This is a genomic window from Collinsella sp. 1033st1_E11_1033SCRN_220408, from assembly GCF_039062465.1.
Taxonomy (GTDB): domain Bacteria; phylum Actinomycetota; class Coriobacteriia; order Coriobacteriales; family Atopobiaceae; genus Parolsenella.
In genome coordinates this window covers 69935-96346 of record NZ_JBCLNF010000002.1, presented here as the reverse complement: position 1 = coordinate 96346, position 26412 = coordinate 69935, and the positions used below count along the sequence as shown (strand labels likewise).

Sequence of the window (26412 nt, the reverse complement as noted above, 5' to 3'; positions counted from 1 at the left end):
ATGCAAGACAACATCACGACAAAGCTCGCGGTTATCGCCGACGGTGGCGTCGCGAGTCCCGCGGGCGTCCACGCGGGTGGCATTCATGCCGGGTTCCGTAAGAACCCCGGCCGCCTCGACATGGCACTCGTGGAGGTTGACGAGCCGTGCTCCGCTGCCGGCGCCTTCACGACCAACAAGTTCTGCGCCGCCCCGGTGACGGTCTCTCGCGCCCACCTTGGCGCGAGTGGCTGCGCTCCCGTGCGCGCGATCTGCATCAACTCCGGCAACGCCAACGCCGCGACGGGCGAGGAGGGGCTGGAGGTTGCCGAGGCCACCTGCAAGCTCGTTGCTGACACCCTCGGCTGTGAGCCGGGCGAGGTCCTCGTGGCGTCTACCGGCGTCATCGGCCAGCTTCTCGAGCTCGACCACTTCGAGACGGGTGTGCCCGAGCTTCACGCGCAGATTGCCGCCGCGGGCGACGAAGCGGCTCGCCAGGCCGGTGGCCACGATGCCGCTCGCGCCATCATGACGACCGACACCCAGCCAAAGGAGTACGCCGTCTCCTATGAGGCGACGGGCGCCCTCGCTGGCCACACCGTGACCGTTGGAGGCATGTGCAAGGGCTCCGGCATGATCATGCCGAACATGGCCACGATGATCGCCATCATCACGACGGACGCCCCCGTGGCGCCCGAGGCGCTTCACGAGGTGCTTATCGACGTCGTGAAGGCCACGTTCAACAAGGTGACGGTCGACTCGGACACCTCCACCAACGACACCTGCATCGCGCTCGCCACGGGTGAAGCCGCCAAGGACGCCGCTCCCATCGAGCCGGGTACGCAGGAGGCCGCCGAGCTCGCGGTTGCCGTGAATGCCGTTTGCCAGCATCTCGCGCGCGAGATCGCCGCCGATGGCGAGGGCGCTTCGAAGCTCGTGACCGTTACGGTCGCCGGAGCCGCTACCGACGAGGACGCGGACACCTGCGCTCGCGCCATCGCCAACTCGCCGCTCGTGAAGACCGCCATCTATGGTCACGACTGCAACTGGGGCCGCATCGCGATGGCTCTTGGCAAGTGCGGCGTCGAGTTTGACCAGCGCGACGTCGACATCGACATCATGGGTATGCCCGTCTGCCGCGATGGCCTTACCGTCGCCTTCGACGAGGACGAGGCCCTCCGCCGCTTCGAGGAGCCCGAGATCACGATCTGGGCGGACCTCAAGGCCGGTACCTGCGAGACCACGGTCTGGACCTGCGACCTCACCCACGAGTACGTCAAGATCAACGGCGACTACCGCACCTAAACCTGAAAAAGGGACAGTCCCTTTTTCAGGTTCTCGAGGCGGGTTGACAAAGGGACTGTCCCTTTGTCAACTTTGCGCCAATCGTACGAAGCAGGAGACGCGCATGAAGTACGTAACAGACACAAGCCATCGCGCCAAGGACACCGACGAGAGGACCGGTAACGTCCTTTTCGAGGCACTTCCTTGGATTAAGAACATCACGGGCAAGACCGTCGTCATCAAGTACGGTGGCGCCGCCATGGTCGACGAGAAGCTTCGCGCCGACGTCATGAGCGATATCGTCCTGCTCAAGATCCTGGGTGTGAACGTCGTTATCGTCCACGGTGGCGGCAAGGCCATCAACCGCGCCTTCGAGGCCCTCAACTTCCCCGTGGAGTTCAAGAACGGCCAGCGCGTCACTACGCCCGCGGCGATGGATGTCGTCCGTCAGGTGCTCGTGGGCGAAGTCAACCAGGATCTGGTCGCTGCCATCAACCGCCATGGCAACCTCGCTGTTGGCGTCTCTGGCGCTGACGCCGGCACGATCATGTGCTCGACCCTCGACCCCGAACTCGGCCGCGTGGGCAAGATCGAGCACGTTGACACCGCCTATCTCGAGAGCCTCATCAAGAACGAGTACATCCCCGTGGTCGCCACGGTAGGTGTGGGCGAGGATGGCGGCTACTACAACATCAACGCCGACGTCGCCGCCGGCCACGTGGCCGCTGCCATCGGCGCGCAGAAGATTGTCTACCTCACCGACGTCGATGGCGTCTATGAGGACTTCTCCAACAAGGACTCGCTCATCTCCAATATGAGCCTGCGCGAGATGGAGGAGATGCTCGCCTCCGGCATCGTGGACAAGGGCATGATCCCCAAGCTTCAGAGCTGCTGCTTCGCCCTGCGTGCGGGAGTTTTCCGCAGCCACGTCATCAATGGCAAGACTCCGCATTCCCTGCTCATCGAGCTGCTCACCGATAAGGGCATCGGCACGACGATGCACTCCACCGAGGAAGCGCTCGAGTATGACGCACATCCGCTTGGGACGTTTGCAAGCAGGCTTTCAGTCAATAATCTGTAGTACGAGGCGCGACGCGTTGCTATCGTCGTGGCCGTCGCGCACAAGGGCGTAGCGTCCTTCGCCGTCGAGGCGCGGACAATCGCGTATATGGGCACGGCGTCATAGCTTAAGACGCGTGACGCAGCCCACGAAAGGAGCCCCATGTCTTTCGAAGAGGCCAAGAAGCTAGACGACGCGTACGTGATGCACACGTTCGGCCGCTCGCCGGTCGAGTTCGTGGGTGGCAGCGGTATGCGTCTCACTGATTCGGACGGCAAGGAATATCTCGACTTCCTCGCCGGCATCGCCGTCAACTGTCTGGGTTACGGCCATCCCGCGCTCACGGGTGCCATCCAGGAGCAGGTCGACAAGCTCCTGCACGTCTCGAACTACTTCCAGATCGAGCACAGGGGCGAGGTCGCGCGTCGCATCGCCCAGCTCGCCAACGCCGGCTCCGGCGCGCCCAAGGACGCGAGCCCCGACGCGCCGCAGCAGTGGCGTACCTTCTTTGGCAACTCTGGTGCCGAGGCCAACGAGTGCGCCATCAAGCTTGCTCGCCTCTGGGCGAAGCGCGGTGGCAACGGCGGCTTTGACATCGTTTGCCTCAACAAGAGCTTCCACGGCCGCACGATGGAGACCATTGCTGCGACGATGCAGGGCTGGGCTCAGGACCCGTTCCGCCCGCTGCCGGGTGGCTTCATCAGCATCGATGCCAACGACGTCGACGCCCTGCGCGACGTCTTCGCCCAGAAGGGCTCCAGCATCGCCGCGGTGCTCCTCGAGCCCATCCAGGGCGAGTCCGGCGTCCACCCGATGACGCAGGAGTTCATGACCGAGGTGCGCAACCTCACGAGCGAGTATGGCGCCCTCATGATGTGCGATGAGGTCCAGACGGGCCTGTTCCGCACGGGCTGGGCGCTCGCCTTCCAGGCCTACGGAATCGTTCCCGATGTGTTCACCCTCGCCAAGGCCATTGCGGGCGGCGTGCCGATGGGCGCCTGCGTCGCCAAGGCGGAGATCAGCGAGGCCTTCCATGTCGGCGACCATGGCTCCACCTTTGGCGGCGGCCCGCTCGCCTGCGCCGCGGCGGACGCCGTGCTGACCGAGCTCACGGAGGGCACCGCTCCCGAGGGCGAGGAGGGCGAGGGCTATCTCGAGCATGTCCGCTCCGTTGGCGAGTATCTGGCAGAGCAGCTCGCTGAGCTGCCACACGTTGTCGAGGTGCGCGGCAGCGGCCTCATCCAGGGAGCCGAGCTTGAGGCGGGCCTGCCTGATGCTCACGAGTTCGTCGCGCGTGCGCTCGAGGCCGGACTCGTGATCAACGCCACTGGCCCCACGACGCTGCGTCTCCTGCCACCGCTTGTCTGCACGCGTGCGGATGTCGACGAGATGTGCGACATCCTTCGCGAGCTTCTCGCCTAGCGGCGACGCGCGGCGGCGGCGCCCGGCGGCGATGCCTAGCGGCGGCGCGCGCCGACGGCGCCCGGCGGCAGCGCATCGTGCCGGCACATAACGAATCCGAGGACGGCCCCGCGAGCGCTCGCTTGCGGGGCCGTCCCGTTCTCTAGGCCGCCGGCGTGAAGCCGTATTTCTCATACTCGGACGGGTCGATTTCCTCGAAGGAATCCTCGTCCCTCACGTCCACCTCGAAGTTGCTTGCGAGCGTGAGCTGCTGGTAGGCGGGGTGTTCCTCGAGGTGATAGGCCTCGTCCATGACGCCGCGATGGCCTTGCTCGAACAGCCACCACTGCCCAGACGGGGTTTCGAGCAGCGACGAGGCAGGCTTGTTGGCGCGAACGCTGAAGTAGCGTGCGGTCCTCTCGTCCTGGAAGGCGGTGACGAGCTGGCGGTCGCAGTTGCCGATGATCGAGTTTGCGTTGGCTTCGCCATAGCGCGCCTCGAGCTGGCTCACCGTCTGGCAGACGATCGTGCAGCTGATCTCGCGGCTGCGGATGACGGCGAGGGCGTCGTCGATGCCGGGAAGGTTGAGGTTCGCGAAGTCGTCGAGGACGAGACGCACGGGCATGTCCAGCCTGCCGGACGGATTGGCGTCCGCGGCGTCGCAGAGGCTCGAGATGGCCTGCTTCACGAAGAGGCTCGTGAGCGCGGCCAGGCTGTGGTCGAGGTCGTCCATGGTGACGAACAGGGCGCGGCGCTCGCGCCCGAAGGACGCGAAGTCGATCTGCTCGGGGTTCTGGAATGACCAGATAGCGCCCTTGTGCGAGAGCGGTAGGAGGTTGGCGGCGACGATGCCCGTGATGCTCGAGTGCATCTTCTCGGCGCCCTGCGTGGTCCTGCTGCGCCGGTAGAGCGCCGCGGCGTAGCTGCCGGGCTTCTCGCGTTCGAGGGCCTCGAACAGCTCCCGCTCCCTGCGGTCGCACATCGCCTCGAAGACGCGGATGACACTCGAGAAGTTGCGATTGTCGCGGGGCATCGCCTCGAAGACATAGGCGATGAAGCATGCGAGGTAGTTGGACGCGGCGAGCGGCCAGAAGGGGTCGGTTTCGTGCTGCGAGGTGGGGCAGATCGCGCTGGCGATCGAGATGATGTCCGACTGGACGGGCTCGCCTTGGCACCAGCGGACGTGCGCGAGGGGATCGTAGCCGATCGAGTCGCTACAGGGGCTGGTGAAGTCGAGGCGGTCGACCTTGTAGCCGTTGAGGGCGAGGAACGGCGCCATCTCATGCCAGAGGCGGCCCTTGCCGTCGAGCACGATGTAGGAGCCCTGGCACTGCATGAGGTTGGGCTTCACGTGGTGGCGCGTCTTGCCGCCGCCGGAGCAGCCGAGAACCAGCACGTTGTTGTTGAGCCCGGAGGCCCAGGAGTCTGCGTTGGAGGAGTGGTGGCGCGTGAAGAGCAGCTCGCCGGCATAGGCGGAGCGGGGGTCGTGGCCGCCGGCCACGCTGTCCTTGCGGATGCCGCCGTTGGCGCGGAGGCTGTCGGAGATGTTCGTGTTGTACATGTGGCTCCCTTCTAGAGCGAGGTGATGATGCGGTCGGCGAGGCCGGCGTCGACGGCGGCCTCCGCCTCGAAATAGGTGTCCGATGCGGTGAGTGCGAAGACCTGCTCGAGCGTCATGCCCGTGTGGCGAGAGATGACCTCCGCCGTGATGTCGCGGATGCGCATGAGGTCGTCGGCGCGGGCCTTGACGGACAGGGCGCTGCCGCCGAGGCCTCCGCCGATGAGCGGGTCGTGGATCATGACGCGGCTGTGGGGCAGCATCTCGCGTTCATCGCCCGAGATGAACAGCAGTGCGGCCATGCTTGCCGCCGTGCCGAGACAGACGGTGCGGATGGGATAGCTCACCGCCTGCATGACGTCATAGAGCGCCAGTCCCGACTGAACCTCGCCGCCGGGGCTGTTGATGTAGAGCGTGACGGGGGCGTCTGGATCCTCTCGCTCGAGGAAGAAGAGGTTGCGGATGACGCCGGCGCACGAGTCTGCGTCGACCTGGCTGGTGAGCTCGAGCTCGCGGTTGGCGAGCATCTGGTCACGAACGTCAAAGCGCTCAAGGCCAGACGACGTCTCGCGGACGATCTGGGGGCTGTAGGCAAAGCTGGATTCCATGGGTGTCTCCCTGCTGAGGTCTGGGGCGGCGCGGCTGCGCGGCCTCGAGCGGTATGCGTCATGGCGTGCCGCTCATGGTGGCGAGAATCCTTGTATTTGGTTGTTGGGGCGGACCTCGCGTCATCTCAGAGGGGCCGACTTGTCCTTGCTCAACGCGGTTGGGTCAATGATGTGAACCCGGAGCCTTCGTCCGGGTGCTCGCCTTTGGCGGGCAAACGGGAGGACGATTCTATCCCGCTTGTTTCTCGCGGTCAAGCTTATCGCCCGTTCATGACATTAAATATCGGCCTATATGTGCTGGTACAAGGCGCGAAGAGCGTGGCGCTTTGGTGCTAGCATGGGCCAAAAAGACATCGCGACGAGGAGGCGACCATGGGTCGAGAGGATCGTGATCGTGACGAATTCGGCGGACAGAGCGGGCACACGCGCCTCGCGAACGTGCCCGAGGTGGCGGAGACGGCCGACGCGCCGCGCGCGCTCCGTACGGGCGGCGAGCTCTCGCCCTCTGCGAGGAAGGCCCTCTACGTCGCCCTTCTCGTAATCGTCGCCCTCGTCTTCGCGTTTCCCGTGGCTGACGCCATGGGTTCGAAGGAGACGTACCGCGGCAGCATCGAGAAACTCGATGCCAAGGCTCAGACGGTGACGGCACTCGTTGGTACGACGACGGCGGCCTCCGTTGCCATCTCTGCGATCCCAGGCGACACGGGGATTCCCGTCGCGGACAAGCTGATGGATGTCGCGGCAGACTTCGCAATCGTGCTCGGGGCCATCTACCTCGAGAAATATATGCTAACGATATTTGGTCTCGCCGCTTGTCGCGTGGTAGTGCCGCTTGCGTGCGCGCTCGGCGTCGGCTACGTCCTCGTGCGCGAAGATGTGACGTGGCGTGCGGGCCTGCGTACGTCGGCGGTCAAGCTCGCCCTTCTCGCGCCCGCCCTCACGCTTGTCGTGCCCGCGAGCGTGCAGGTCTCCAACATGATCGAGGATACCTTCGAGTATGACGCCGCCTCCGTTTCTTCCGAGATGGACGCCGAGGGCGCTGCGGACTCCGAGGCTGCTGTCGCGATGACTGAGAGTGCCGACGCGGCGGACAATGCACGGTCGAATGACGGGGCCTCGTCCGCGTCGTCCGACGAGGCACCCGATGCCTCGACCGATCCCATTGGCGCGTTTGCCGCGTGGGCGGGCGGACTCGGCGAGGATATCGGATCTGCGCTCAGCGGGGCCGGTACGGCCTTGAGCTCTGGGGTTACGGGCATCCTCGACACGGCGAAGGGTTGGGTCGCACGGCTAATCGAGGCATTCGCGGTCATGATCGTGACGAACTGCGTGATACCCGTCGTCGTGCTGCTGTTCTTCGTCTGGATCATCAACGTGCTCATGGGCCTCAATATCGAGATTCCCGCCCGTCCGGGCGCGAGTCTCCTACGCCGTCATCGCGCTCGCGGATAGGAGGCGTCGCCGCGCGGCTTGGGATGGCCGCTGCGACGCCGGGCGCTATGGCCACTGCTGACGAGGCCGCAGCTGGGAATCCATCCCAAAGGAAAGGGCCGCCCCCGTTTGGGAGCGGCCCGGTGCCTTTCTGCGCGTCTATGTTTGCGGATAGGCGGCCCTGCTACAGGCTCCCGACGAAGCGTTCGCAGGCGGCACGGCCCTGCTCGTCCCACTTGAAGACGCCAGCGTTCTCGAGCACGTGGCCGAAGACGACGCCGACCTCCTCGTGCAGGATGTCGAGGGCGTTCTCGGGGGTAAGTTCATCGCCGCGACGCGCGAACACGTCGGCGGCCCACTCGGCGTGGCTCGCGGTGAGCTCGTCCACGGAAAGGCCCGCCACGTCGCCCGCAAGCAGGTGTTCGCGCACGGCCGCAAGCTCGGGAACGAGGCGCGGCGGAAGGATGGCGAGGCCCATGACCTCGATGAGGCCAATGTTCTCCTTCTTGATGTGGTGGTATTCCGCGTGGGGGTGGAACACGCCCAGCGGATGCTCTGCCGTGGTGATGTTGCAACGAAGGGCGAGGTAGACCTCATAGCCTTCGCCACCAACGTTGCCGTTCTCGTCAACGCGGCGGACCACGGGCGTCACGGTGTTGTGGCGCGTGCCATCGGGGTCGTTGGCGATGATGCCCACGGACTCGTCGGACCAGGCGCGCCACGCGTCGATGGCGTGCGTGGCGGCGTCGAGGAGCTCGTCCCTGCTGGCGCTGCGAAGGCGCAGCACGGAGAGGGGCCAGCGAAGCACGGCGCCGGCGACGCCGGGGAATCCATCCATCGTGAACTCGCCAACCACTTCGGCGCGCATCATCGGGAACTCATGGGCGCCGCCCTGGAAGTGGTCGTGCGACAGGATGGAGCCGCCGACGATCGGGAGGTCAGCGTTGGAGCCGATGAAGTAGCCCGGAACGGTGTCGACGAAATCGAGAAGGCATGAGAGCGCGGTGCGGTCGATGTGCATCGGCCTGTGGTGGCAGCTCATCGCGATGCAGTGCTCGTTGAAGTAGGCGTAAGGGGAGTATTGGAGGCCCCAACGCTCGCCGCCAAGCGTGATGGGGATGATACGCAGGTTCTGGCGTGCGGGGTGTGCTCCGCCCGGGGCGCTCGCGGCGCGGCCAGCGTAGCCCTCGTTCTCAATGCAGAGCTGGCAGGCGGGGTACTTCTCGCCGGTGTTCTTGGCGGCGCCCGCGGCGGCGATCTCGCGCGGGTCCTTCTCAGGCTTGGAGAGGTTGATCGTGATCTCAAGGCCACCCCAGTCGGTGGGGGTGACCCACTCGATGTTGCGGGCTATGGCAGAGCGGCGCACGTAGCCGGCATCGCAACACAGCTGGTAGAACCAGCCGGTGGCAGCCTTGGGCCCCTGCTTGCTGGCGAGGTGCCTGAACTCGGCGGCGACGGCGGCGGGCTTGGGCATGAGGAGCCCCATCACGCGGCATGCGGCGCGGTCGCGTCCGCTTGCCGTGTCGTCTGTCGCGCCGTTGGCCACGGCGGCCTCGGCGATGATTGCCAAGGTGGCGTCGAGATCGAACGTGGCGTCCTCTGCGGGCGCGCCTTCGGCAAGGACCCAGTCCACCTCGGGTGCGGGACCCTGGGCGCCGGCGCACTCGAGCACGGCGTTGTAGGACCACACGCGATCCTCCGCCTGCTCGAGGCCATGGGTTACGGAGTAGTCCACGAGCGCCTGGATTGCGTCGCGGAGAGTCGCGTCCTGCTCTACAGCCATGCCGCGAACGCCCCCTCGTCAGAGACCTTGTAGCGACGGCTTGAACCGGCGCCGAGCCAGTAGTCCATGCGCTCGATGAACTGGTCGACGAGGTCGAGCGGAACGAAGGCCTGGATGGTGCCGCCAAAGCCACCGCCGTGGATGCGCACGGCTCCACGGCCGTCCAGGATGTGCTCGGCAAGGCCGAGGGCGTACATGGCGGGTTGCTCGCGGCCAAGCTCGGCTACGACGTTCTGCAGGTACATCGCGGAGCTGGCGCCGCTTGCGCGCGTCAGCGAGAGGAACGCGTCGATGTCCGCGGACTTAAGCGCCTCCCAGCGGCGGTCGACAAGGTCGTTCTCGTACCAATAGTGGATGCAGCGGAGAACGGCGCGATCGCCAAACTCCTTGCGAAGGGCGGGGACGTCGCGGTCGAAGCCGGCCTTATCGACCTCGCACAGGCGCGCGTGGCCGAGCTTGGCCGCGATGGCCTGCATCTCGCCCGGGACGGCGGCGTAGTCATCGGTGGAGGCGGCGTGATCGGCACCGACCTTTACGAGCACCAGGGCGTGGCCGTACTTCTCGAAGTCGAGCTCGAGCTTCTGCGTCTTGGGGTTGGCGGAGTCCTCGAAGTCCATGAAGGCGAGGCCGCCCAGGCAGACGGCGGCCTGGTCCATAAGGCCGCAGGGCTTGCCATAGTAGTTGTTCTCGGTGCGCTGGCTCATCTGTGCGAGGGCAACGGGCTCGGCGGGGGTGACGCCCCAGAGGGCTTCCATCGCGCGGCCAAAGGCGCCTTCGACGGCAGCGGAGCTGGAGAGGCCGCCGCCCGAGGGGACGGTGCAGGTCATCGCGAGGTCGAAGCCCGCGGGCGTACCACCGTTCGCGGCGACCTCGTGGGCCATGCCGCGCACGAGGCTCGCGGTGGTGCCCTTCTCGTCCTCGGCGACGTCGAGCGTGTCGAGCTCGACCTCGATGAGGGGATAGCCCTCGGAGGCGACGCGCACGGTGTTGGTGCCGTTGGGGCGGGCGAGGCCGTCGACCGCCACGTCGAGCGCGGCGGCGATGACGTGGCCTCCCTCGTGGTCCGTGTGGTTGCCCGAAATCTCGGAGCGACCGGGTGCGTGGACATGGAGGACGCGCCCGTCGCCAACGGGGCCGAAGGCGCCTTCGAATAGCTCGGTGAGGTGCGAGAGGAGCTCGGGACAGATGCTGTCGCTCATGGATGGTCCTTTCTCGAGGCGCATACGCGTCGGTAATTACCTGTTGGAGAAGCGATAGACGATGGTTTGCTCGTAGGGCTGTCCTGGCTTGCAGACGGGGTGCTCCCAGTCATCGTGATGCATGTTGTCGGGCCAGAACTCGGGCTCGAAGGCAAAGCCGCAACGGGGCGTGTACGTGGCGCCGTCCTTGGCGTCTGCGTCATCAAGCCAGTTGCCGGTGTAGAGGTGCGCGCCCGGCGTCGTGATTGAGATGTCGAGCACGCGGCCGCTCGCGGGGTCCTCGGCGTGAAGCGCGTGACGCGGCACGTCCGTGCCGTCATACCCGTCGACGCAGAGGCAGTGGTCATAGCCGCGACCCTGGGCGAGCTGCTCGTCCTCGAGTTCGATGTCGCGGCCGAGCTCCTTGGCCTGCCTGAAGTCAAACGGGGTGTCGGCGACATCGGCGACCTCGCCCAGAGAGACGTTGTCGGAGCGAAGGGGCAGGTAATGGCTGGCGTTCACGCTGACCAGCTGGTTCAAGACGAGGCCGGAGGCGTGGCCGGCGAGGTTCCAATAGGTGTGGTTGGTCATGTTCACAAACGTGGGGGCGTCAGACTCACACCTATAGTGCAGGGTGAGCGTCACGCCGCCCTCGGGCGAGGGGGCAAGCGCGTATGTCGCGGTGATCCATCGGTTACCGGGAAGACCGTAGTCGCCGTCTGCGAGCGTTATGGAGAAGGTGACGGAGGAATCATCCTCCGCGGGCTCGGCGTTCCAGACGCGCTTGTGCAGGCCGTCCGCAAGATCGGTGTGGAGGTTGTTGCGGGAGTCCGGACCGTCGTTCTTGGGCATCTGGTACGTGGCCTCGCCAATGGTGACCTGGCCGAGGTCCGTGCGATTGGCGGAGGGGCCTACGGTCGCGCCGTAGCAGGCGGGGTTGTCGAAGTAGCCGCCGAGCCTGTCGAACCCGAGGACGATATCCTCCGCCGCGCCGTCCCTGTTGGGCGCGCTGAGGGAGAGGAGGGTTGCCCCGAAGTCCATGACGCGGGCGGTGACGCCATCGCAGGAGAGCTCATATGAACTCACGGGGGTGCCGTCCGGGGCTTTCCCAAGGAACTCGATGTTTGCCATGATGCGCCTCTCGCACTCGCATTTACGTGTCCTGACTGCCGTTCGGCGAGTAATCGGGACACTTCACTTGAATAATGTTAACGTACTCATAAGGAATTTGCCGAACCAGACCCCATTCCCGCAATCGGCCATAATTGCCCTGTGAGCGGCGTGGGGGCTTGTCCGCCCTGTGTCTGGGGCGGGTCGGCCATTGCCCAACGAATCTGGCGGGACCGGGAGGCGAGCGGCGTGATGCGCAGTGAAGACAACGGGACCAAGGCGGTGGCGGCTGGGCGCACCGTCTCGATGGTTGATGTGGCGCGCCTCGCGGGCGTATCGCAGCAGACGGTTTCTCGCGTGGCGAACAATATGCCCAATGTCAGCGAGAAGACGCGCAAGCGCGTTCAGGAGGCCATGGACCAGCTCGGCTTCCGTGTGAGCTATGCGGGTCGCTCGCTCAGGGACGGCAGGTACCATTCCGTTGGCTTCTGCGTGAACGACATCACGGAGTTCGGCAACCTCTCTATGCTCGACGGAATCACCGCCGCCGCGCGAGATCGCGGTTACGCCGTCACGCTTATGGAGATCAGCAAGAACCAGAACTTTAGCCTCGAAGAGGCCACGCGCGCGATGTCCGCGCTGCCTGTCGATGGCGTCATCTTTGGCATGAGCCGTCTCGCGCCAGACTTCGAGGAGTTCACGCCGCTTGCGGGCCTTCCTTCGGTGATCGTCTCTATGTATGCGCACCCGCGCTGTACGACGGTCGACTCCGACCAGTATCGTTGCGCCCTCACGCTCATGGAGCATCTCTTCTCGTATGGTCACCGCGAGATTCGCTATGTTGCCGGCCCCGAGTTCTCCGTGGACGAGGTTTTTCGCCAGGCTGGTTGGAGGGACGCCCTCCAGGAGAGGGGACTCGCCGTAGTCGAGCCCATGCGTGGAGACTGGTCTGCGAATAGTGGCTATGAGGCGGCATGCCAAATGCTCGAGCATGACCATGACTTCACGGCGGTCTTCGCCGCGAACGACCAGATGGCAAATGGCGTCATCTGTGCCCTGCGCGATCATGGGCTGCGCGTTCCGGAGGACGTGAGCGTCGTCGGCGTCGATGACTCGCTCGTGGACTATGTGCCCAACTGCCAGCTTACCACCGTGCGCTTCGACATGAGCGAACGTGGGCGCACCGCCTTCGAGCATGCCGTGCCGGAGGATCCGGCAAACAACCAGGTCGTTGCCGTGCGCATTCCCGGCAAGCTTATCGAGCGAGGCTCCGTTGCCCGAGCGAGGGCATAGTGTAGACATCGTGTCATCAGGCGCCTCGCGTCCCGAGCAGGTCCTCGAGAACCTCAAGGCCCTCGATGGGGAGGCGTGGAATGCGGAAGAGCTCGCACGTGTTGACGAGGCGGCCTTTGGCGAGGGTCCCAAAGCTGAAAACTAAGGACCTGCCTGCGCGCGCGTTGCCACTCGCGGCGCAAAAATCGACCGTTCGGCAACAATTCGAGCCTCGCTGAGTTGTGCGCTCGGCGAGAATGTTAACGTACTCACATGAAATGGCGACTCAGGAGTGGTCAACTTTTATTTCCAATGCGTTACTCTTGAGTCCGGAGCGGGAGAATTCCCGCCAAACGTCAAAAGGCGCGCGAATCGCGCGCTAAAAAGGAAAGGGAGATCGTTATGGCAATGTCTCGTCGTAAGTTCCTCCAGGTCTGTGGTCTTGGCCTGACCACCGTCGCTGCTGGCAGCCTCGTTGGCTGCGGCGGCTCTGACAACAGCGCCGCCACCACGGCCGCTGCTGGCGGAGATGTCGCCAACAAGGACAAGCCGGTCGTTTTCTTCAACCGCCAGCCGTCCAACAGCTCCACCGGTGAGCTCGACATGACCACGCTCAACTGGAACGCCAACACCTACTACGTCGGCTTCGACGCCAACCAGGGCGGCGAGCTCGAGGGCCAGATGGTCGTTGACTACATCAAGGAGCACATCGACACCATCGACCGCAACGGCGACGGCGTCATCGGCTATGTCCTCGCCATCGGTGATGTGGGCCACAACGACTCCATCGCCCGTACCCGTGGTTGCCGCAAGGCCCTCGGCACTGCTGTCGAGCAGAACGGCGCCATCGTCTCCGAGGCTGCCGGCACCAACGTTGACGGCTCCGCTACCGTCGTCAAGGACGGCGAGCTCGAGGTCAACGGCAAGAAGTACATCGTCCGCGAGCTCGCCTCGCAGGAGATGAAGAACTCCGCCGGCGCCACCTGGGATGCTGCCACCGCTGGCAACGCCCTGGGCAGCTGGGCCACCTCCTTCGGTGACCAGATCGACGTCATCGTCTCCAACAACGACGGCATGGGCATGGCCATGTTCAACGCCTGGTCCAAGGAGAACAAGGTCCCGACCTTCGGCTACGACGCCAACTCTGACGCTGTCGCCGCCATCGCCGAGGGCTACGCCGGCACCATCTCCCAGAACCCGGCCGTCCAGGCTTACCTGACCCTCCGTCTGCTCCGCAACTCCCTTGACGGCGTTGACATCAACACGGGCATCTCCAAGGCCGACGACGCCGGCAACGTCCTTGCCGAGGATGACTACAAGTACAGCGAGGAGGATCGCTCCTACTACGCGATGAACCTCGCCGTCACCGCCGAGAACGCCGACAAGTTCGCCGATGCCACCGCTCTGTATGACGGCGCCCAGGCCCAGCTTGACTCCTCCAAGAGCCCGGAGAAGAAGGTCTGGCTCGACATCTACAACGCGGCCGACAACTTCCTGTCCGCCACCTACCAGCCGCTCCTCCAGAAGTACGACAAGCTCCTCAACCTCAAGGTTGACTACATCGGCGGCGACGGCCAGACCGAGTCCAACATCACGAACCGTCTCGGCAACCCGGGTGAGTACGACGCCTTCGCCATCAACATGGTGAAGACCGACAACGGCTCCTCCTACACCTCGCTCCTGGCGTAGGTCTAGCTATCGTCCAGCTTTAACGTTGGCACCGGGCCGGGGAGGGGTAGGTCCTCTTCCCGGCCTTTTCCCGGTAAGGGATGAGTACGTTATCAATTTCTAGGGGTAAAGAGGGGTGATCAAATGGCGGATGAGCAAGAGGACTACGTCCTGCAAATCAAAGGGATGAGCAAGTCGTTCGGCCGTAACAGGGTCCTCGATCACATCAACCTCAATGTGCGTCGCGGCACCGTGATGGGGCTCATGGGCGAGAACGGCGCAGGCAAATCCACCATGATGAAGTGCCTGTTTGGCACTTACCAGAAGGACGAGGGTGACATCATCCTCGACGGCAGGGAGGTGAGCTTCTCCGGTCCTAAGGACGCGCTCGAGAACGGCGTGGCCATGGTCCACCAGGAGCTCAACCAGTGCCTCGAGCGCAACGTGGTAGACAACCTGTTCCTGGGTCGCTATCCCGTCAACGGCGCCGGCATCATCGATGAGGCCCGCATGAAGAAGGAGGCCTCGGACCTGTTCCGTCGTCTCGGCATGACGGTCAACCTCACCCAGCCGATGAAGAACATGAGTGTCTCGCAGCGCCAGATGTGTGAGATCGCGAAGGCAATCTCGTATAACGCCAAGGTCATCGTGCTCGACGAGCCCACCTCGTCGCTGATGGCCCAGGAGGTCGAGAAGCTCTTCCAGATGATGCGCATGCTTAAAAGCCAGGGCATTGCGCTCGTCTATATCTCCCACAAGATGGACGAGATCTTCGAGATCTGCGATGACATCTCCGTGCTCCGTGACGGCAACCTCGTCATGACGAAGCACACCTCAGACACGAATATGAACGAGCTTATCTCGGCCATGGTCGGCCGCTCGCTCGAGAACCGCTTCCCGCCGGTCGACAACGAGCCCGGCGAGCCGATTCTCTCGATCCAGCACCTGTCCACCAAGTTCGAGCCGCACCTGCAGGACATCACCTTCGATGTTCGCAAGGGCGAGATCTTTGGCCTGTATGGTCTGGTGGGCGCCGGCCGAACCGAGTTGCTCGAAACGATTTTTGGCGTGCGTACGCGTGCTGCCGGTCGCGTCTATTTCCGCGATCGCCTTATGAACTTCAACAACGCGCGTGACGCCATGGAACACGGTTTTGCCCTCATCACCGAGGAGCGTAAGGCCAACGGCCTGTTCCTCAAGGGCGACCTGACGTTCAACACCACCATCGCCAATCTCAACCAGTACAAGAGCGGTGTTGCGCTCTCGACGGACAAGATGGTCCGTGCGACCGCCAAAGAGATCAAGACGATGAACACCAAGTGCATGGGCCCCGACGACCTCATCTCGTCGCTTTCGGGCGGCAACCAGCAGAAGGTCATCTTCGGCAAGTGGCTCGAGCGCGGGCCACAGGTCTTCATGATGGACGAGCCCACGCGCGGCATCGACGTTGGTGCGAAGTACGAGATTTACGAGCTGATCATCAAGATGGCCAAGCAGGGCAAGACGATCATCGTGGTCTCTTCTGAGATGCCCGAGATTCTCGGCATTACCAACCGCATCGGCGTCATGTCCAACGGCCGACTTTCCGGCATCGTGAACACGTCCGAGACCAACCAGGAAGAGCTTCTGCGCCTGAGCGCCAAGTACCTGTAACAGGAGGGAGTCTGATCATATGGCCGCACCCAGCGGAAAGATTCTCTCGATCGATGATGAGGCAAAACTCATCCAGCCGATCGATGAGTATGTAAGCACTATCCAGAGCAAGGTCGACGAGCTCCGTGCCGAGGGCACGACGAAGGTCGTCGCCCTCCAGACCAGCATCGACGTCACCAAGTCCGATCGCGTCCTCACCAAGGCCGAGCGCGACGAGGCCATCGCCGAGTACAAGGCCGAGATGGAGAAGGCCAAGAAGGTCGAGGCCGCCAACAAGCCCGAGGTCGACAAGCTCATCGCCGACGCCGAGGCATATCTCAAGCAGCACTTCGACTCCGAGTACTACGAGCCCGTCAAGGCCAGCTGCGCCGCGCAGAAGGTCGAGGCCAAGGCCAAGTACGAGAAGGCGCTCGCCGACCTCGCCGAGGAGCACAAGCAGACCCTCGCAGGTCTCTCTGATTCCAGGGAGGTCAAGGAGGAGAACTACATCTACAAGAACCGTCAGTTCGACGCTAAGGTGACCTATAGCACCGAGCTGCAGCAGATCAAGGACCGCCAGCACGAGGCCTTCGCCTATGAGTACCACCTCATCGACATGCTGCGCATGGGCAAGTTCACCTTTGCCGAGAAGCAGGCCCAGAAGCGCGAGAACTACCTCTACACGTTCAACACGCGCAACTTCTTCCTGAAGAACGGCCTGTACATCGTCATTCTTCTCGTGTTCATCGGTCTGTGCATCGCCGCCCCGATCGTCAAGGGCACGCAGCTGCTCACCTACCAGAACGTCCTCAACATCCTGCAGCAGGCCTCGCCGCGCATGTTCTACGCTCTTGGCGTCGCCGGCCTGATCCTGCTTACGGGCACTGACCTGTCGATTGGTCGTATGGTCGGTATGGGTATGACCGCCTCGACGATCATCATGCACCAGGGCATCAACACGGGTTCGGTCTTTGGTGTCGTCTTCGACTTCACCTCGGTCCCCCTCGTTCCGCGTGCGCTTCTGGCCCTCGTCGTCTGCATTTGCCTGACGACGATCTTCACGACCATCGCCGGCTTCTTCACGGCGCGCTTCAAGATGCACCCGTTCATCTCCACGATGGCCAACATGCTCATCATCTTTGGCCTCGTGACCTATGCCACCAAGGGTGTTTCCTTCGGTGCCATTGAGGGTGCCATCCCGGGCATCTTCATCCCGAAGGTCAACGGCTTCCCGACGATCATTCTCTGGGCCGCCATCGCCGTCGCGATCGTTTGGTTCATCTGGAACAAGACGACGTTCGGCAAGAACCTCTACGCCGTGGGTGGCAACCCCGAGGCCGCTGCCGTCTCCGGCATCTCCGTCTTCGGCGTCACCATCGGTGCCTTCGTGCTCGCCGGCATCCTCTACGGCTTCGGCGACTGGCTCGAGTGCATGCGCATGGTCGGTTCTGGCTCCGCCGCTTATGGTCAGGGTTGGGACATGGACGCCATCGCGGCCTGCGTGGTCGGCGGCGTCTCCTTCACTGGCGGCATCGGCAAGATTTCGGGCGTCACGGTCGGCGTGCTGATCTTCACCGCGCTTACCTACTCCCTCACCATTCTGGGCATCGACACCAACCTGCAGTTCGTGTTCTCCGGCATCATCATCCTCACCGCCGTCACGCTCGACTGCCTCAAGTACGTCCAGAAGAAGTAGTCCCCCCCTCGGCTCCCGCTCGAATGGCTTGCGGGCGGGAGCCACCCCTTTTGCTTCGCTTGGCCCGCGAGTGGAAGTCGTCCTTGTGCGATACGTAGGACGAGCGGGCAAGGCGCGCCTTGTTGCGTTTGTACGGATCATGCGGAAGCGCGCCCTATCGACCTCGCATGGCATGTGAATCGTGTTCCCGCCTCAGAGACGGAAGGCATGGTCATGAAGAAGATCGTTCTGTGCTGCACTCTTAGCGTTACCTCGAGCGTCATTGCCGCCAAGATGCGTGCGCTCGTCGAGGGGCGCAACCTTGATATCGACGTCAAGTCGATGCCAGTCGGCGAGGCCGTAGATCACGTGGATGATGCTGACGTGATTATGCTGTCTCCCGCGGTTGATTTCGCGAAGGCGGCGTTTGAAGAGGCGGGCGCTAAGAAGGTTGTTACCATCACTTCGGATGAGTATCAGCCTCAGCATGCGGCGTTGCTCCTCGACATGGGACTCGCCGCTCTCGGTAGTTGTTAGCGTCACCTGGCCTGAGCCATGCTCCCCTTCCTGGCGTCGCTTGAGGCCAGTTGCTACATGCGCGTCCGTGCAACCTCCCAGCACGGGCGCTTTTGCGTTTTGGGGTGGGTGCTGCGCGAGCGCTGACGGGCGGAGCGGGTATTTGACGGCTTTCGGGTGCGCGCTTGCAAGTGGCCGTGCATGTTGCATGCGCCTGCGGGTGCCTTGCGTGCGCTTGCCTGAGATAAGAGGACGGGCCGCTCCGCTGGGAGCGACCCGTCCTTTGCTTGTGCGTCAATGCGATATGGACAGGCGTGGCTCGAGTGGCCACTTGCGCGCTGGTCTCGGCCTAGAACTCGGCGTTGCCGACCGTGCGCGGGTGCGGGATGACGTCGCGGATGTTGCTCACGCCCGTCAGGTACATGACGAGGCGCTCGAAACCCAGGCCATAGCCGGCGTGCTTGCAAGAGCCATAGCGGCGAAGGTCGAGGTAGTACTTGTACTGCTCGGGGTTCATGCCAAGATCGGCGATGCGCTGCTCGAGCAGGTCGAGGCGCTCCTCGCGCTGGGAGCCGCCGATGATCTCGCCAATGCCGGGAACCAGGCAATCCGCCGCGGCGACGGTCTTGCCGTCGTCGTTCATGCGCATGTAGAAGGCCTTGATCTCCGCCGGATAGTCGGTCACGAAGGTCGGGCGCTTGAAGTGCTCCTCGGTGAGGAAGCGCTCGTGCTCGGTCTGGAGGTCGATACCCCAGCTGACGGGATAGTCGAACTTGTGGCCATCGGCGACGGCCTTCTCGAGGATCTCGACGGCCTCGGTGTAGGTGACGCGCGCGAAGTCACTCGTCGCGACGTGGTGCAGGCGGTCGAGCAGGCCCTTGTCGACGAACTTGTTGAGCATGGCGAGCTCGTCCGGGCAAGTCTCCATGACGGTGGTGAGGACGTACTTGAGCATGGCCTCGGCGTTGTCCATGTAGTCGTTGAGGTCTGCGAAGGCCATCTCGGGCTCGACCATCCAGAACTCGGCCGCGTGGCGCGTCGTGTTGGAGTTCTCGGCGCGGAAGGTGGGGCCAAAGGTGTAGACGTCACCAAAGGCCATGGCGAAGTTCTCGGCGTTGAGCTGGCCGGAGACGGTGAGGCTCGCGTGCTTGCCGAAGAAGTCCTGGCTCCAGTCGACATCGCCGGCGACAAGCTCGCCGTTGCTGGCAGCAGCCTGCTCCTCGGTCACGAGCGGCGGGTTCTTCGGGTCAAGCGTGGTGACGCGGAACATCTCGCCCGCGCCCTCGCAGTCGCTCGTGGTGATGAGCGGGGTGTTGACGTAGACGAAGTCTCTTCCCTGGAAGAAGCTGTGAATGGCCGCGGCAGCCACGGAGCGGACGCGGAACACGGCGCGGAAGAGGTTCGTGCGCGGGCGGAGGTGCTGCTGGGTGCGAAGGAACTCGACCGTGGCGCGCTTCTTCTGAAGCGGGTAATCCGCGGCGCAGGCGCCTTCGACGGTGATGGTCTCCGCGGTGAGCTCGAAGGGCTGCTGCGCCTCGGGCGTGAGCTTGACGGTGCCCGTGCAGACGAGGGCTGTGTAGCCGGAACAACGCGAGATCTCGTCATAGTTGGCGAGGGCTTCGCGGTTCATGACGACCTGGAGGTCCTTGAAGCAGCTGCCGTCGTTGAGCGTGACGAAGCCGAAGTTCTTCATGTCGCGGACGGACTTGGTCCAGCCGGCGACGGTGACGGTCTTGCCGTCAAGCTGCTCCATGTTGCGATAGAGCTCGACAATCTTGGTGCGATTCATGTTCTCTCCCTTATTGAGCTCGCTCGAGCGAGCGCCCATTCCGAGAGAAGATGATAGCAGGGTACGGCAATTGTTCGGCGGGGCGCGGGCCGGCACGGGCCGACGCACGGGGCGTCCGCAGCGTTTTGGCCGAGGTGGCCCGCCGGCGGCTACGGACGGCGCCTAACCGTGGTAGCGCTCGAAGAAGTTGAGGGCGTTTTCGTAGCAGAGCTTCGCGGTGACGTCCTCGCCGAAGCGCTTCTCGAGCAGGCCCTGGAAAACGGGCATTTTGTCTGCGCCGTCGAGCAGGTCTGGGACATCCGCGCCGTCGAGGTCTCCGCCGAGTGCGATGGCGTTCTCTCCGCCAAGGTCGAGCCAGTGCTCAATGTGGGCGGCGATCTGATCGAACGTGACGGACTTGCCCGTCTCGCCCTTTGCACCCTCGACGAGGAAATAGCTGCAGTAGTTGAGGCCAACGACGCCACCGCGAGCGCAAATCTCGGCAAACTCGGCGTCTGTGAGGTTGCGCGGGTGGTTGCAGACGGCGCGGGAGTTTGAGTGGCTCGCGACGAGCGGCTCGTCGGTCGCGCGGGCGACGTCTGCGAAGGACTCGTCGTTCAGGTGGGAGACGTCGACGGCGACGTTGTGGCGGCCCATCTCGGTAAGCGCTTCGCGTCCGAGCGAGGTGAGGCCTTCGTGGGTGTCGTTGCCGCTTGCGAGGGGGCCTGCGGCGTTCCATGTCAGCGAGGCCATGAGGAGGCCGTCTGTGGCATAGCGCTCGACGAGCCCGAGGTCCGCGGCAAACATGCGGGCGTTCTCGATTGTGTGAACGGTCGCCACGTGTGGCTCGCCGCCACCCTCGAGCACGCCGCGGAGCTGAGATGCCGATGCCACAGGGGTGACGCGCCCGGCGTTGCGCTCAACTTCGTGCGCGAGGTGGGACATTACGCTCCCGTGAAAGCCCGTGGCCTGCTCGGGCGAGAGGGCATCGGGCACATAGCAGGCAAAGCATTGCGCCCATGGTGTGTTGCCGATCTTGTCGAGCGAGATGTGGCAGTGGCTGCTCGCGAGGTCTCGGCACGCGGATGGGTCGTCTGCGTCTCCAGATCCGTAGAAGTCCATGCCGCACGTCTGCTTGATGTCGTCCGGGAGGAACTGCCAGGCCAGGCGGTCTGCCGTGTCGCAGTGCAGGTCAAAGACGGGATAGCTCATCGTGTGCTCCTTTTGTCCGAGCCGCTCGCGAGCTTGCGCCGCGGGTGCGTCCGGCTCGATGCCTGGGACAGTTTTACTCCGTGGGCGTACTCTCGCCAAACAGCGGGAGGATTGCATTGAGATAGTCGGTTGCGAGGTCGTGCGGCGTGGCGGCAAAGTCGTTCCATGCCCACCAGCGCACCATGCCCACGAAGCTCGCGGCTATGTGGTGCAGCAGAAATGAGCGGTTCATGCGTGCGGCCGCGCCCCTGGGGCAGGCGGGGACGGCGGCGTCCGCGCGGGTGACGATGGCGTGACGCAGGCAGTCGGCGAAGCGCTCGGAGCCCTCGTCGACGATGAGGGCATGCAGCCCGCCCCTGCGGTCGAGGAGGTTCTCCAGCACGCGCTCGGTCTGGACGAGCGGCGAGACGGGCGTTGCCGCGCCCATGTCGAGCGCGTGGTCGCACAGAGCGCAGACCTGGGCTTCGAGCAGGTCGTCCTTGCTGTGGAACTGCGCGTAGAACGTGGCGCGCCCCACGCCGGAGCGCTCGAGGATGTCCTGGACCGTGGTCTTCGCATAGCCCCGCTCGTCGATGAGCTCGACGAATGCGGTCTCTATGGCCTCGCGGGTGCGCTGGCGTCTCTTGTCCATCTCTATGCCTCTCGCGCGTCGCCGTTATGCCCGGCATCCGCGGCCGCCTGCGCGGCACGGAACACGTCCTGGAACGACGCGCCCGTGCGCTCGCACGCCTCGACGACCGAGGAGTACTCGGGGTAGGCCCGCACGTGGCCGTCCGGCATCACGACGAGCTTTGTGGCGACGCGCCCATAGGGCGTCTCGATGCCGGCGGGCGTGCGTGGAAGGGCATGGCGACGCATGTCCATGGAGCGGATGCCGATGGTCGTGGTGTTCTCGAAGATGATGCGCTCAAGCGCGGGCGCGAGCTCCCCATCGCAAATGACCTCGAGCTGGTGACCCGGGCGTCCCTTCTTCATGACGATCGGGATGGCGTGCGCCTCACGCGCGCCGGTGGCCATGAGCAGCTCGATGACGCGGCCGAGCGCCTCGCCGGTGCAGTCGTCGAGATCGCTCTCGAGCTTCGTGACGGTGCTGCGGTCGCCGTCGCCCGCGTCGTCGCTGCCCGCGGATGCGATGAGGACGGCGCGCAGCACGCCCGAGCAGTTCTCGTAGGCGCGCTTGCCTGCGCCGTAGCCCACGCGCTCGATGGCGTAGGTCGCGGGAAGGGCGCTGCCCGTGCGCAGCGCGGCGACGATGGCGGCACCCGTGGGCGTCACGAGCTCGCCGGCGACGGGCGCGGGCACAAGGGCGATGCCGGCCGCCTGGCACAGGTTCACCACGGCGGGCACGGGAACGGGCATGATGCCGTGGGCGCAGCGGATCGTGCCGTGCCCCTCGGCGAGCGAGGGCACGATGACCTCGGTGACGTCCAGGTCGTCGAGGCAGATGGCCACCGAGCAGATGTCGACGATGGAGTCGACGGCTCCCACCTCGTGAAACATCACGGTCTCGGGCGTGGCGCCGTGCGCCTTCGCCTCGGCCTCGGCGAGCTTTCCGAACACGGCGTGCGCGAGCTTCTTGGCGCGCTCGCTCATGGCCGAGGCGTCGATGATCGCGCAGACGTCCGCGAGCGAGCGGTGCTCGTGATGGTGATGATGGTGCTCGTGCTCGTGATCATGCTCCGCCGAGTGCGCGTGATCGTGTGCGTGCTCGTGCTCGTGATCATGCTCCGCCGAGTGCTCGTGTGCGTGCTCGTGATCGTGCTCGTGCACGTGTGCGTGCTCGTGATCGCTGGCGTCGAGGTGGCCGTAGAGCCAGGCCATGTCGTGGTCGTGGTTTTCGTGCGCGGCGTCGAGGCGAACGTCAAAGTCGCAGGCGTCCAGTCCGCTCTTTCTTACGCGCGTCACGGCTACGTCAAAGCCGCGGGCGGGTAGCGTGGAAAGCGCCTCGCGCAGGCGCTGCTCACTTGCGCCGAGGTCGAGCAGCGCCGCGACGGTCATGTCTCCGCTGATGCCGGAACTGCAGTCAAGGTAGAGGGTCTTGCCCATGGTGCTCCTATCGCTGGGCGTCCGCCGGGCGGGCGTCGTGGGTCTGCGCCGGGGCTCGCCCCGGCAGGTGGTTGATGAGGCTCGCCTGGTAGCCGGCGCCGAACCCGTTGTCGATGTTCACGACGCTCACGCCGCTCGCGCATGAGTTGAGCATCGAGAGCAGGGCGGAGAGGCCGCCGAGGTTGGCGCCGTAGCCCACGCTCGTGGGAACGGCGATGACGGGACACGAGACGAGCCCGCCGATGACGCTCGCGAGTGCCCCCTCCATGCCGGCTACGGCCACGATGACCTGCGCGCGGGCGAGCTGGTCGGCATGGGCGAGTAGTCGGTGCAGGCCCGCCACACCCACGTCGCGCACGCGCTCGACGCGGTTGCCGAGGAACTCGGCCGTGAGTGCGGCCTCCTCGGCCACCGGCAGGTCGCTCGTGCCCGCGCAGGCCACGACGATGGTGCCGTTGCCGCTCTGCGCGGGCATGCCACCCGCGATGGCGATGCGGGCGTCGGCGTGGTACTCGAGGGGCGTGCCGTTCTCCATGAGCTCGCGGGCCCGCTCGAACTTCTCGGCGGACAGGCGCGTGACGAGCACGTGGCGCTGGCCTGCGGCGATGAGCGCGTCCACGATACCGGCGACCTGCTCGGCCGTCTTGCCCTCGCCGTAGACGACCTCGCCTGCGCCGCACCTGGCGCCACGTGTGAGGTCGAGCTGTGCATAGCCGATGTCTGCCACTTTGGGTGTGACGGTTGACCCCGGCACCTTTGTCATCTCCGCTACGCCTTCTCTCGGGCGAGCGCGGCGGCCTCGGTCGGGCTCGGCTCAATGTTGCCGTCCGTGCGCACACGGTCTGCCGCGTCCGGGTGGGAGGCCATGAACTTGTCTACCGTCTTTTTCAGCGACTCGGGCGTGATGGCCTCGCCCCTGTCGAAGTAGGCGCCGTAGCAGGCGTAGCTTGGCTTGTTGGCCGTAGGCAGCCCCAGCTTGGCGGAGTTCTCGCGCACCTGGTCCTTCGTGAGGCCGGCTTCGCGCAGCGGCGAGCGCACGCCAAGCTCGTGTATAGCGCGGAATCCCGGTCTGCGGTCCTCGCGGTCGCTTGCGTTCGTGCCGTCGAGTAGGACGGTACGGCCGTCTGCACGCATGTGCTCGAGGATGGTGCCGAACACCATGGACTTGCAGTGGTAGCAGCGGTCCCAGGGGTTGGCGCGCAGGTCCTCGTGGCCGTCCCAGATGTTGATGGGGATGATTTCCTGCTCGGCGCCGAGCATCTTGGCGATTGCCACGGAGTCGTCGGTGTCTCGCGTGATCTGAAGGTCGTCGAGGATTGTGTAGGCCTTGACGTCGTAGCCCTCGCGGAGGAGCTCCGCGAGCAGGTAACACGAGTCGACGCCACCGGAGTAAGCGAGGCCGTAGCGAACGTTCTTATCGAGGTCGAACTGCATGAACGATGCCTCCTGCATGCTAGTTACGGAACAGTCTGTTCAATCCGTTCAGATACCATTGAACGATAGTACTCTTCTGTTCGACAAGACAGACCTTTTATTTCTATGCTTGCGCGCCGTCGTGACGCGCGCGGGGGAGGAGTTTCAAGTGAGCGGTGCGAATGTGACGAGGCGTGCCTTCGTGGGCGGCGGCATAGCGGCGGCGCTCGCCGCGTGCGGCCTTGCGGGCTGTGGCAACGGGGGTGGGCGCGCGGACGCCGCGACCGCCTCGGACGTGGACGCCACCCATCAGGTTACGATCGCGATGAGCGCCGAGAACGAGCCGGACGCCGGGTTTGACCCCTGCGTCGACTGGGGCTGCGGCGAGCACGTGCACGAGCCCCTTATCCAGTCGACCCTCATCGTCACCGACGAGGACATGAACTTCACCAACGACCTCGCGACGGACTGGTCATGCTCGCCTGACAAGCTCACCTGGACGTTCAAGATCCGCGACGACGTCACGTTCTCGGACGGCCAGGCACTCACGGCCGCGGACGTCGCGTTCACCATCAACACGATCCGCAGCTCCAAGAACGCCCAGGCGGACCTCTCCATGGTCGCCGACGCCACGGCGCCCGACGATACGACGGCGCTCATCACGCTCTCCAAGCCCTGCAACACACTGCTATACACGCTTGCCAACATGGGCATCGTGCCCGAGCACGCCTATGGCCCCGACTACGGCACCAACCCCATAGGCTCGGGGCGCTACAAGCTTGTGCAGTGGGATCGCGGCCAGCAGGCTATTCTCGAGGCCAATCCGAGTTACTACGGCGAAAAGCCCAACATCGAGCGCGTTGTCGTCGTGTTCATGGCCGAGGACGCTGCCCTGGCCGCCGCGCGCGCCGGCCAGGTCGACATGGCCTACACCTCTGCCACGCTCGCCGACCAGACGATCGAGGGCTACTCGCTCGAGGCCTACGACACCGTGGACTCTCGCGGGATCCAGCTGCCCGTCATCCCGGCGGGCTCCGAGCGTGCCGATGGTGACGCCATCTACCCGGCGGGCAATGACGTGACATGTAACGTTGAGGTGCGCCGCGCCATCAATCTGGGCGTCGACCGCCAGGCGATCGTGGACGATGTCCTGGGCGGCTACGGCAAGGTTGCTTACAGCATCGGCGACGACATGCCGTGGGCAAGCGACGGCATGCGTTGCGACTATGACCCCAAGGCTGCCAAGGCCCAGCTCGAGGGTGCGGGCTGGGCGCTCGGCGAGGACGGCGTGTACGCGCGTGAGGGCTTGCGCTGCTCGCTTGACCTCTACTATCCCGCCAGCGACTCGGTGCGCCAGTCCATGGCTAACGCCTTCGCGAATCAGATGGCTCAGATTGGCATCGAGGTCAACACGCACGGCGGCAGCTGGGACGACCTCTACCCCCATGAGTTCAGCGACCCCATCACCTGGGGCTGGGGTTCCAACTCGCCCTCTGACGTCTACGAGCTCAGCCACAGCTCGGGCACAATGAACTACTCGTGCTACTCGGATGCCACCGTGGACGCCTATCTCGACGAGGCGCTCGCCGCCGATGACGTCGAGGCGTCCTACCCGCTGTGGCAGCAGTCCGAGTGGGATGGCGTGGGCGGCATCGCGCCCGCCGGCGACGCCACGTGGGTGTGGCTCGCCAACGTGAGCCACCTGTACTGGAAGCGCGACGGCCTCACCGTGGCCCGCCAGAAGCTGCAGCCCCACGGCCACGGCTGGTCCGTGCTCAATAACGTCGACCGTTGGAGCTGGCAGTAGCCGATGGGAAG

The 26412-nt window shown here is 64.7% G+C and carries 22 protein-coding genes; 11 read left to right on the top strand and 11 right to left on the bottom strand.

The genetic code is table 11. From position 1 onward, the window contains the following. The 3 genes from argJ (at position 1) to ABCN07_RS02315 (ending at position 3745) form a co-directional block, all read left to right on the top strand. Positions 1–1284 carry a bifunctional glutamate N-acetyltransferase/amino-acid acetyltransferase ArgJ gene (gene argJ, locus ABCN07_RS02325; protein ID WP_343005234.1) on the top strand — a complete coding sequence of 428 codons (1284 nt, stop codon included), beginning with the start codon at positions 1–3 and terminating at the stop codon, positions 1282–1284. Between the two features lie 103 nt (positions 1285–1387). Further along, complete coding sequence (argB, locus tag ABCN07_RS02320; RefSeq protein WP_330028290.1) at positions 1388–2344, top strand: acetylglutamate kinase; 957 nt, start codon at positions 1388–1390, stop codon at positions 2342–2344. Positions 2345–2485: 141 nt separating this feature from the next. Then, the gene (locus ABCN07_RS02315) at positions 2486–3745 is read left to right on the top strand and encodes an aminotransferase class III-fold pyridoxal phosphate-dependent enzyme (protein WP_343005233.1); all 1260 of its coding nucleotides are present in this window, start codon (positions 2486–2488) and stop codon (positions 3743–3745) included. A gap of 142 nt (positions 3746–3887) precedes the next feature. Here the strand turns inward: ABCN07_RS02315 and ABCN07_RS02310 are convergent, their stop codons facing one another. Further along, a complete protein-coding gene (locus ABCN07_RS02310) occupies positions 3888–5285 on the bottom strand; it encodes a type IV secretory system conjugative DNA transfer family protein (protein ID WP_343005232.1) in 1398 nt (465 codons plus the stop codon). A gap of 11 nt (positions 5286–5296) precedes the next feature. Next, positions 5297–5890, bottom strand: coding sequence for an ATP-dependent Clp protease proteolytic subunit (locus ABCN07_RS02305; protein ID WP_343005231.1), 594 nt, complete (start codon positions 5888–5890; stop codon positions 5297–5299). A 372-nt stretch (positions 5891–6262) separates the two neighbouring features. Here ABCN07_RS02305 and ABCN07_RS02300 point away from each other — a divergent pair, with 372 nt between their 5' ends. Next, positions 6263–7342, top strand: a complete 1080-nt coding sequence (locus tag ABCN07_RS02300) for a hypothetical protein (RefSeq protein WP_343005230.1) — start codon at positions 6263–6265, stop codon at positions 7340–7342. A gap of 163 nt (positions 7343–7505) precedes the next feature. On the opposite strand, the gene ABCN07_RS02295 is transcribed toward ABCN07_RS02300, so the two are convergent. From ABCN07_RS02295 to ABCN07_RS02285, 3 genes are read right to left on the bottom strand one after another with little or no spacing between them, the layout of a single operon-like run. Continuing rightward, the gene (locus ABCN07_RS02295) at positions 7506–9104 is read right to left on the bottom strand and encodes a UDP-glucose--hexose-1-phosphate uridylyltransferase (RefSeq protein ID WP_343005229.1); all 1599 of its coding nucleotides are present in this window, start codon (positions 9102–9104) and stop codon (positions 7506–7508) included. Next, positions 9095–10303: a galactokinase family protein gene (locus ABCN07_RS02290; protein ID WP_343005228.1), complete on the bottom strand. Its 1209-nt coding sequence runs from the start codon at positions 10301–10303 to the stop codon at positions 9095–9097. The genes ABCN07_RS02295 and ABCN07_RS02290 overlap by 10 nt, the downstream gene beginning before the upstream one ends. A gap of 36 nt (positions 10304–10339) precedes the next feature. Beyond that, the gene (locus ABCN07_RS02285; protein WP_343005227.1) at positions 10340–11413 is read right to left on the bottom strand and encodes an aldose epimerase family protein; all 1074 of its coding nucleotides are present in this window, start codon (positions 11411–11413) and stop codon (positions 10340–10342) included. Positions 11414–11644: 231 nt separating this feature from the next. Between ABCN07_RS02285 and ABCN07_RS02280 the strand changes: the two genes are divergently transcribed. The 6 genes from ABCN07_RS02280 (at position 11645) to ABCN07_RS02255 (ending at position 18176) form a co-directional block, all read left to right on the top strand. Beyond that, positions 11645–12685, top strand: coding sequence for a LacI family DNA-binding transcriptional regulator (locus ABCN07_RS02280; protein WP_343005413.1), 1041 nt, complete (start codon positions 11645–11647; stop codon positions 12683–12685). Between the two features lie 10 nt (positions 12686–12695). After that, a complete protein-coding gene (locus tag ABCN07_RS02275; RefSeq protein WP_343005226.1) occupies positions 12696–12830 on the top strand; it encodes a hypothetical protein in 135 nt (44 codons plus the stop codon). Between the two features lie 236 nt (positions 12831–13066). Beyond that, positions 13067–14353 (top strand): substrate-binding domain-containing protein, encoded by a 1287-nt coding sequence (locus tag ABCN07_RS02270; protein ID WP_330029766.1) that lies wholly within the window; start codon positions 13067–13069, stop codon positions 14351–14353. A 123-nt stretch (positions 14354–14476) separates the two neighbouring features. Then, entirely contained in the window at positions 14477–15985 is a 1509-nt protein-coding gene (locus ABCN07_RS02265) for a sugar ABC transporter ATP-binding protein (protein ID WP_293837085.1), read from the top strand. Between the two features lie 19 nt (positions 15986–16004). Further along, positions 16005–17660: a galactoside ABC transporter permease gene (locus ABCN07_RS02260; protein ID WP_343005225.1), complete on the top strand. Its 1656-nt coding sequence runs from the start codon at positions 16005–16007 to the stop codon at positions 17658–17660. Positions 17661–17873: 213 nt separating this feature from the next. Next, positions 17874–18176, top strand: coding sequence for a hypothetical protein (locus tag ABCN07_RS02255; protein WP_343005224.1), 303 nt, complete (start codon positions 17874–17876; stop codon positions 18174–18176). A gap of 328 nt (positions 18177–18504) precedes the next feature. On the opposite strand, the gene asnS is transcribed toward ABCN07_RS02255, so the two are convergent. The 6 genes from asnS to ABCN07_RS02225 all read right to left on the bottom strand — a co-directional run bounded on the left by asnS (position 18505) and on the right by ABCN07_RS02225 (position 24615). Further along, entirely contained in the window at positions 18505–19944 is a 1440-nt protein-coding gene (gene asnS, locus ABCN07_RS02250) for an asparagine--tRNA ligase (protein WP_293814451.1), read from the bottom strand. 162 nt (positions 19945–20106) lie between these two features. Continuing rightward, entirely contained in the window at positions 20107–21135 is a 1029-nt protein-coding gene (locus ABCN07_RS02245; RefSeq protein WP_343005223.1) for a membrane dipeptidase, read from the bottom strand. 73 nt (positions 21136–21208) lie between these two features. Further along, positions 21209–21766, bottom strand: coding sequence for a helix-turn-helix domain-containing protein (locus ABCN07_RS02240; protein ID WP_343005222.1), 558 nt, complete (start codon positions 21764–21766; stop codon positions 21209–21211). Positions 21767–21768: 2 nt separating this feature from the next. Further along, the gene (locus ABCN07_RS02235) at positions 21769–23181 is read right to left on the bottom strand and encodes a LarC family nickel insertion protein (protein ID WP_343005221.1); all 1413 of its coding nucleotides are present in this window, start codon (positions 23179–23181) and stop codon (positions 21769–21771) included. 7 nt (positions 23182–23188) lie between these two features. Further along, positions 23189–23944 (bottom strand): nickel pincer cofactor biosynthesis protein LarB, encoded by a 756-nt coding sequence (gene larB, locus ABCN07_RS02230; RefSeq protein WP_343005220.1) that lies wholly within the window; start codon positions 23942–23944, stop codon positions 23189–23191. A gap of 5 nt (positions 23945–23949) precedes the next feature. Further along, positions 23950–24615 (bottom strand): hypothetical protein, encoded by a 666-nt coding sequence (locus ABCN07_RS02225; RefSeq protein ID WP_343005219.1) that lies wholly within the window; start codon positions 24613–24615, stop codon positions 23950–23952. Positions 24616–24763: 148 nt separating this feature from the next. Here ABCN07_RS02225 and ABCN07_RS02220 point away from each other — a divergent pair, with 148 nt between their 5' ends. After that, positions 24764–26401: an ABC transporter substrate-binding protein gene (locus ABCN07_RS02220; protein WP_343005218.1), complete on the top strand. Its 1638-nt coding sequence runs from the start codon at positions 24764–24766 to the stop codon at positions 26399–26401. The last annotated feature ends 11 nt before the right edge of the window (positions 26402–26412 follow it).

Bases quoted from the DNA above. Each gene is read 5' to 3' on its own strand.
- ABCN07_RS02265 (WP_293837085.1), top strand. From the start codon at position 14,477: ATGGCGGATGAGCAAGAGGACTACGTCCTGCAAATCAAAGGGATGAGC.
- ABCN07_RS02280 (WP_343005413.1), top strand. From the start codon at position 11,645: ATGCGCAGTGAAGACAACGGGACCAAGGCGGTGGCGGCTGGGCGCACC.
- ABCN07_RS02225 (WP_343005219.1), bottom strand. From the start codon at position 24,615: ATGCAGTTCGACCTCGATAAGAACGTTCGCTACGGCCTCGCTTACTCC.
- ABCN07_RS02255 (WP_343005224.1), top strand. From the start codon at position 17,874: ATGAAGAAGATCGTTCTGTGCTGCACTCTTAGCGTTACCTCGAGCGTC.
- ABCN07_RS02305 (WP_343005231.1), bottom strand. From the start codon at position 5,890: ATGGAATCCAGCTTTGCCTACAGCCCCCAGATCGTCCGCGAGACGTCG.
- argJ (WP_343005234.1), top strand. From the start codon at position 1: ATGCAAGACAACATCACGACAAAGCTCGCGGTTATCGCCGACGGTGGC.
- ABCN07_RS02240 (WP_343005222.1), bottom strand. From the start codon at position 21,766: ATGGACAAGAGACGCCAGCGCACCCGCGAGGCCATAGAGACCGCATTC.
- ABCN07_RS02270 (WP_330029766.1), top strand. From the start codon at position 13,067: ATGGCAATGTCTCGTCGTAAGTTCCTCCAGGTCTGTGGTCTTGGCCTG.
- ABCN07_RS02260 (WP_343005225.1), top strand. From the start codon at position 16,005: ATGGCCGCACCCAGCGGAAAGATTCTCTCGATCGATGATGAGGCAAAA.
- ABCN07_RS02295 (WP_343005229.1), bottom strand. From the start codon at position 9,104: ATGGCTGTAGAGCAGGACGCGACTCTCCGCGACGCAATCCAGGCGCTC.
- argB (WP_330028290.1), top strand. From the start codon at position 1,388: ATGAAGTACGTAACAGACACAAGCCATCGCGCCAAGGACACCGACGAG.
- ABCN07_RS02290 (WP_343005228.1), bottom strand. From the start codon at position 10,303: ATGAGCGACAGCATCTGTCCCGAGCTCCTCTCGCACCTCACCGAGCTA.
- ABCN07_RS02315 (WP_343005233.1), top strand. From the start codon at position 2,486: ATGTCTTTCGAAGAGGCCAAGAAGCTAGACGACGCGTACGTGATGCAC.
- ABCN07_RS02245 (WP_343005223.1), bottom strand. From the start codon at position 21,135: ATGAGCTATCCCGTCTTTGACCTGCACTGCGACACGGCAGACCGCCTG.
- ABCN07_RS02300 (WP_343005230.1), top strand. From the start codon at position 6,263: ATGGGTCGAGAGGATCGTGATCGTGACGAATTCGGCGGACAGAGCGGG.
- ABCN07_RS02235 (WP_343005221.1), bottom strand. From the start codon at position 23,181: ATGGGCAAGACCCTCTACCTTGACTGCAGTTCCGGCATCAGCGGAGAC.
- ABCN07_RS02285 (WP_343005227.1), bottom strand. From the start codon at position 11,413: ATGGCAAACATCGAGTTCCTTGGGAAAGCCCCGGACGGCACCCCCGTG.
- larB (WP_343005220.1), bottom strand. From the start codon at position 23,944: ATGACAAAGGTGCCGGGGTCAACCGTCACACCCAAAGTGGCAGACATC.
- ABCN07_RS02310 (WP_343005232.1), bottom strand. From the start codon at position 5,285: ATGTACAACACGAACATCTCCGACAGCCTCCGCGCCAACGGCGGCATC.
- asnS (WP_293814451.1), bottom strand. From the start codon at position 19,944: ATGAATCGCACCAAGATTGTCGAGCTCTATCGCAACATGGAGCAGCTT.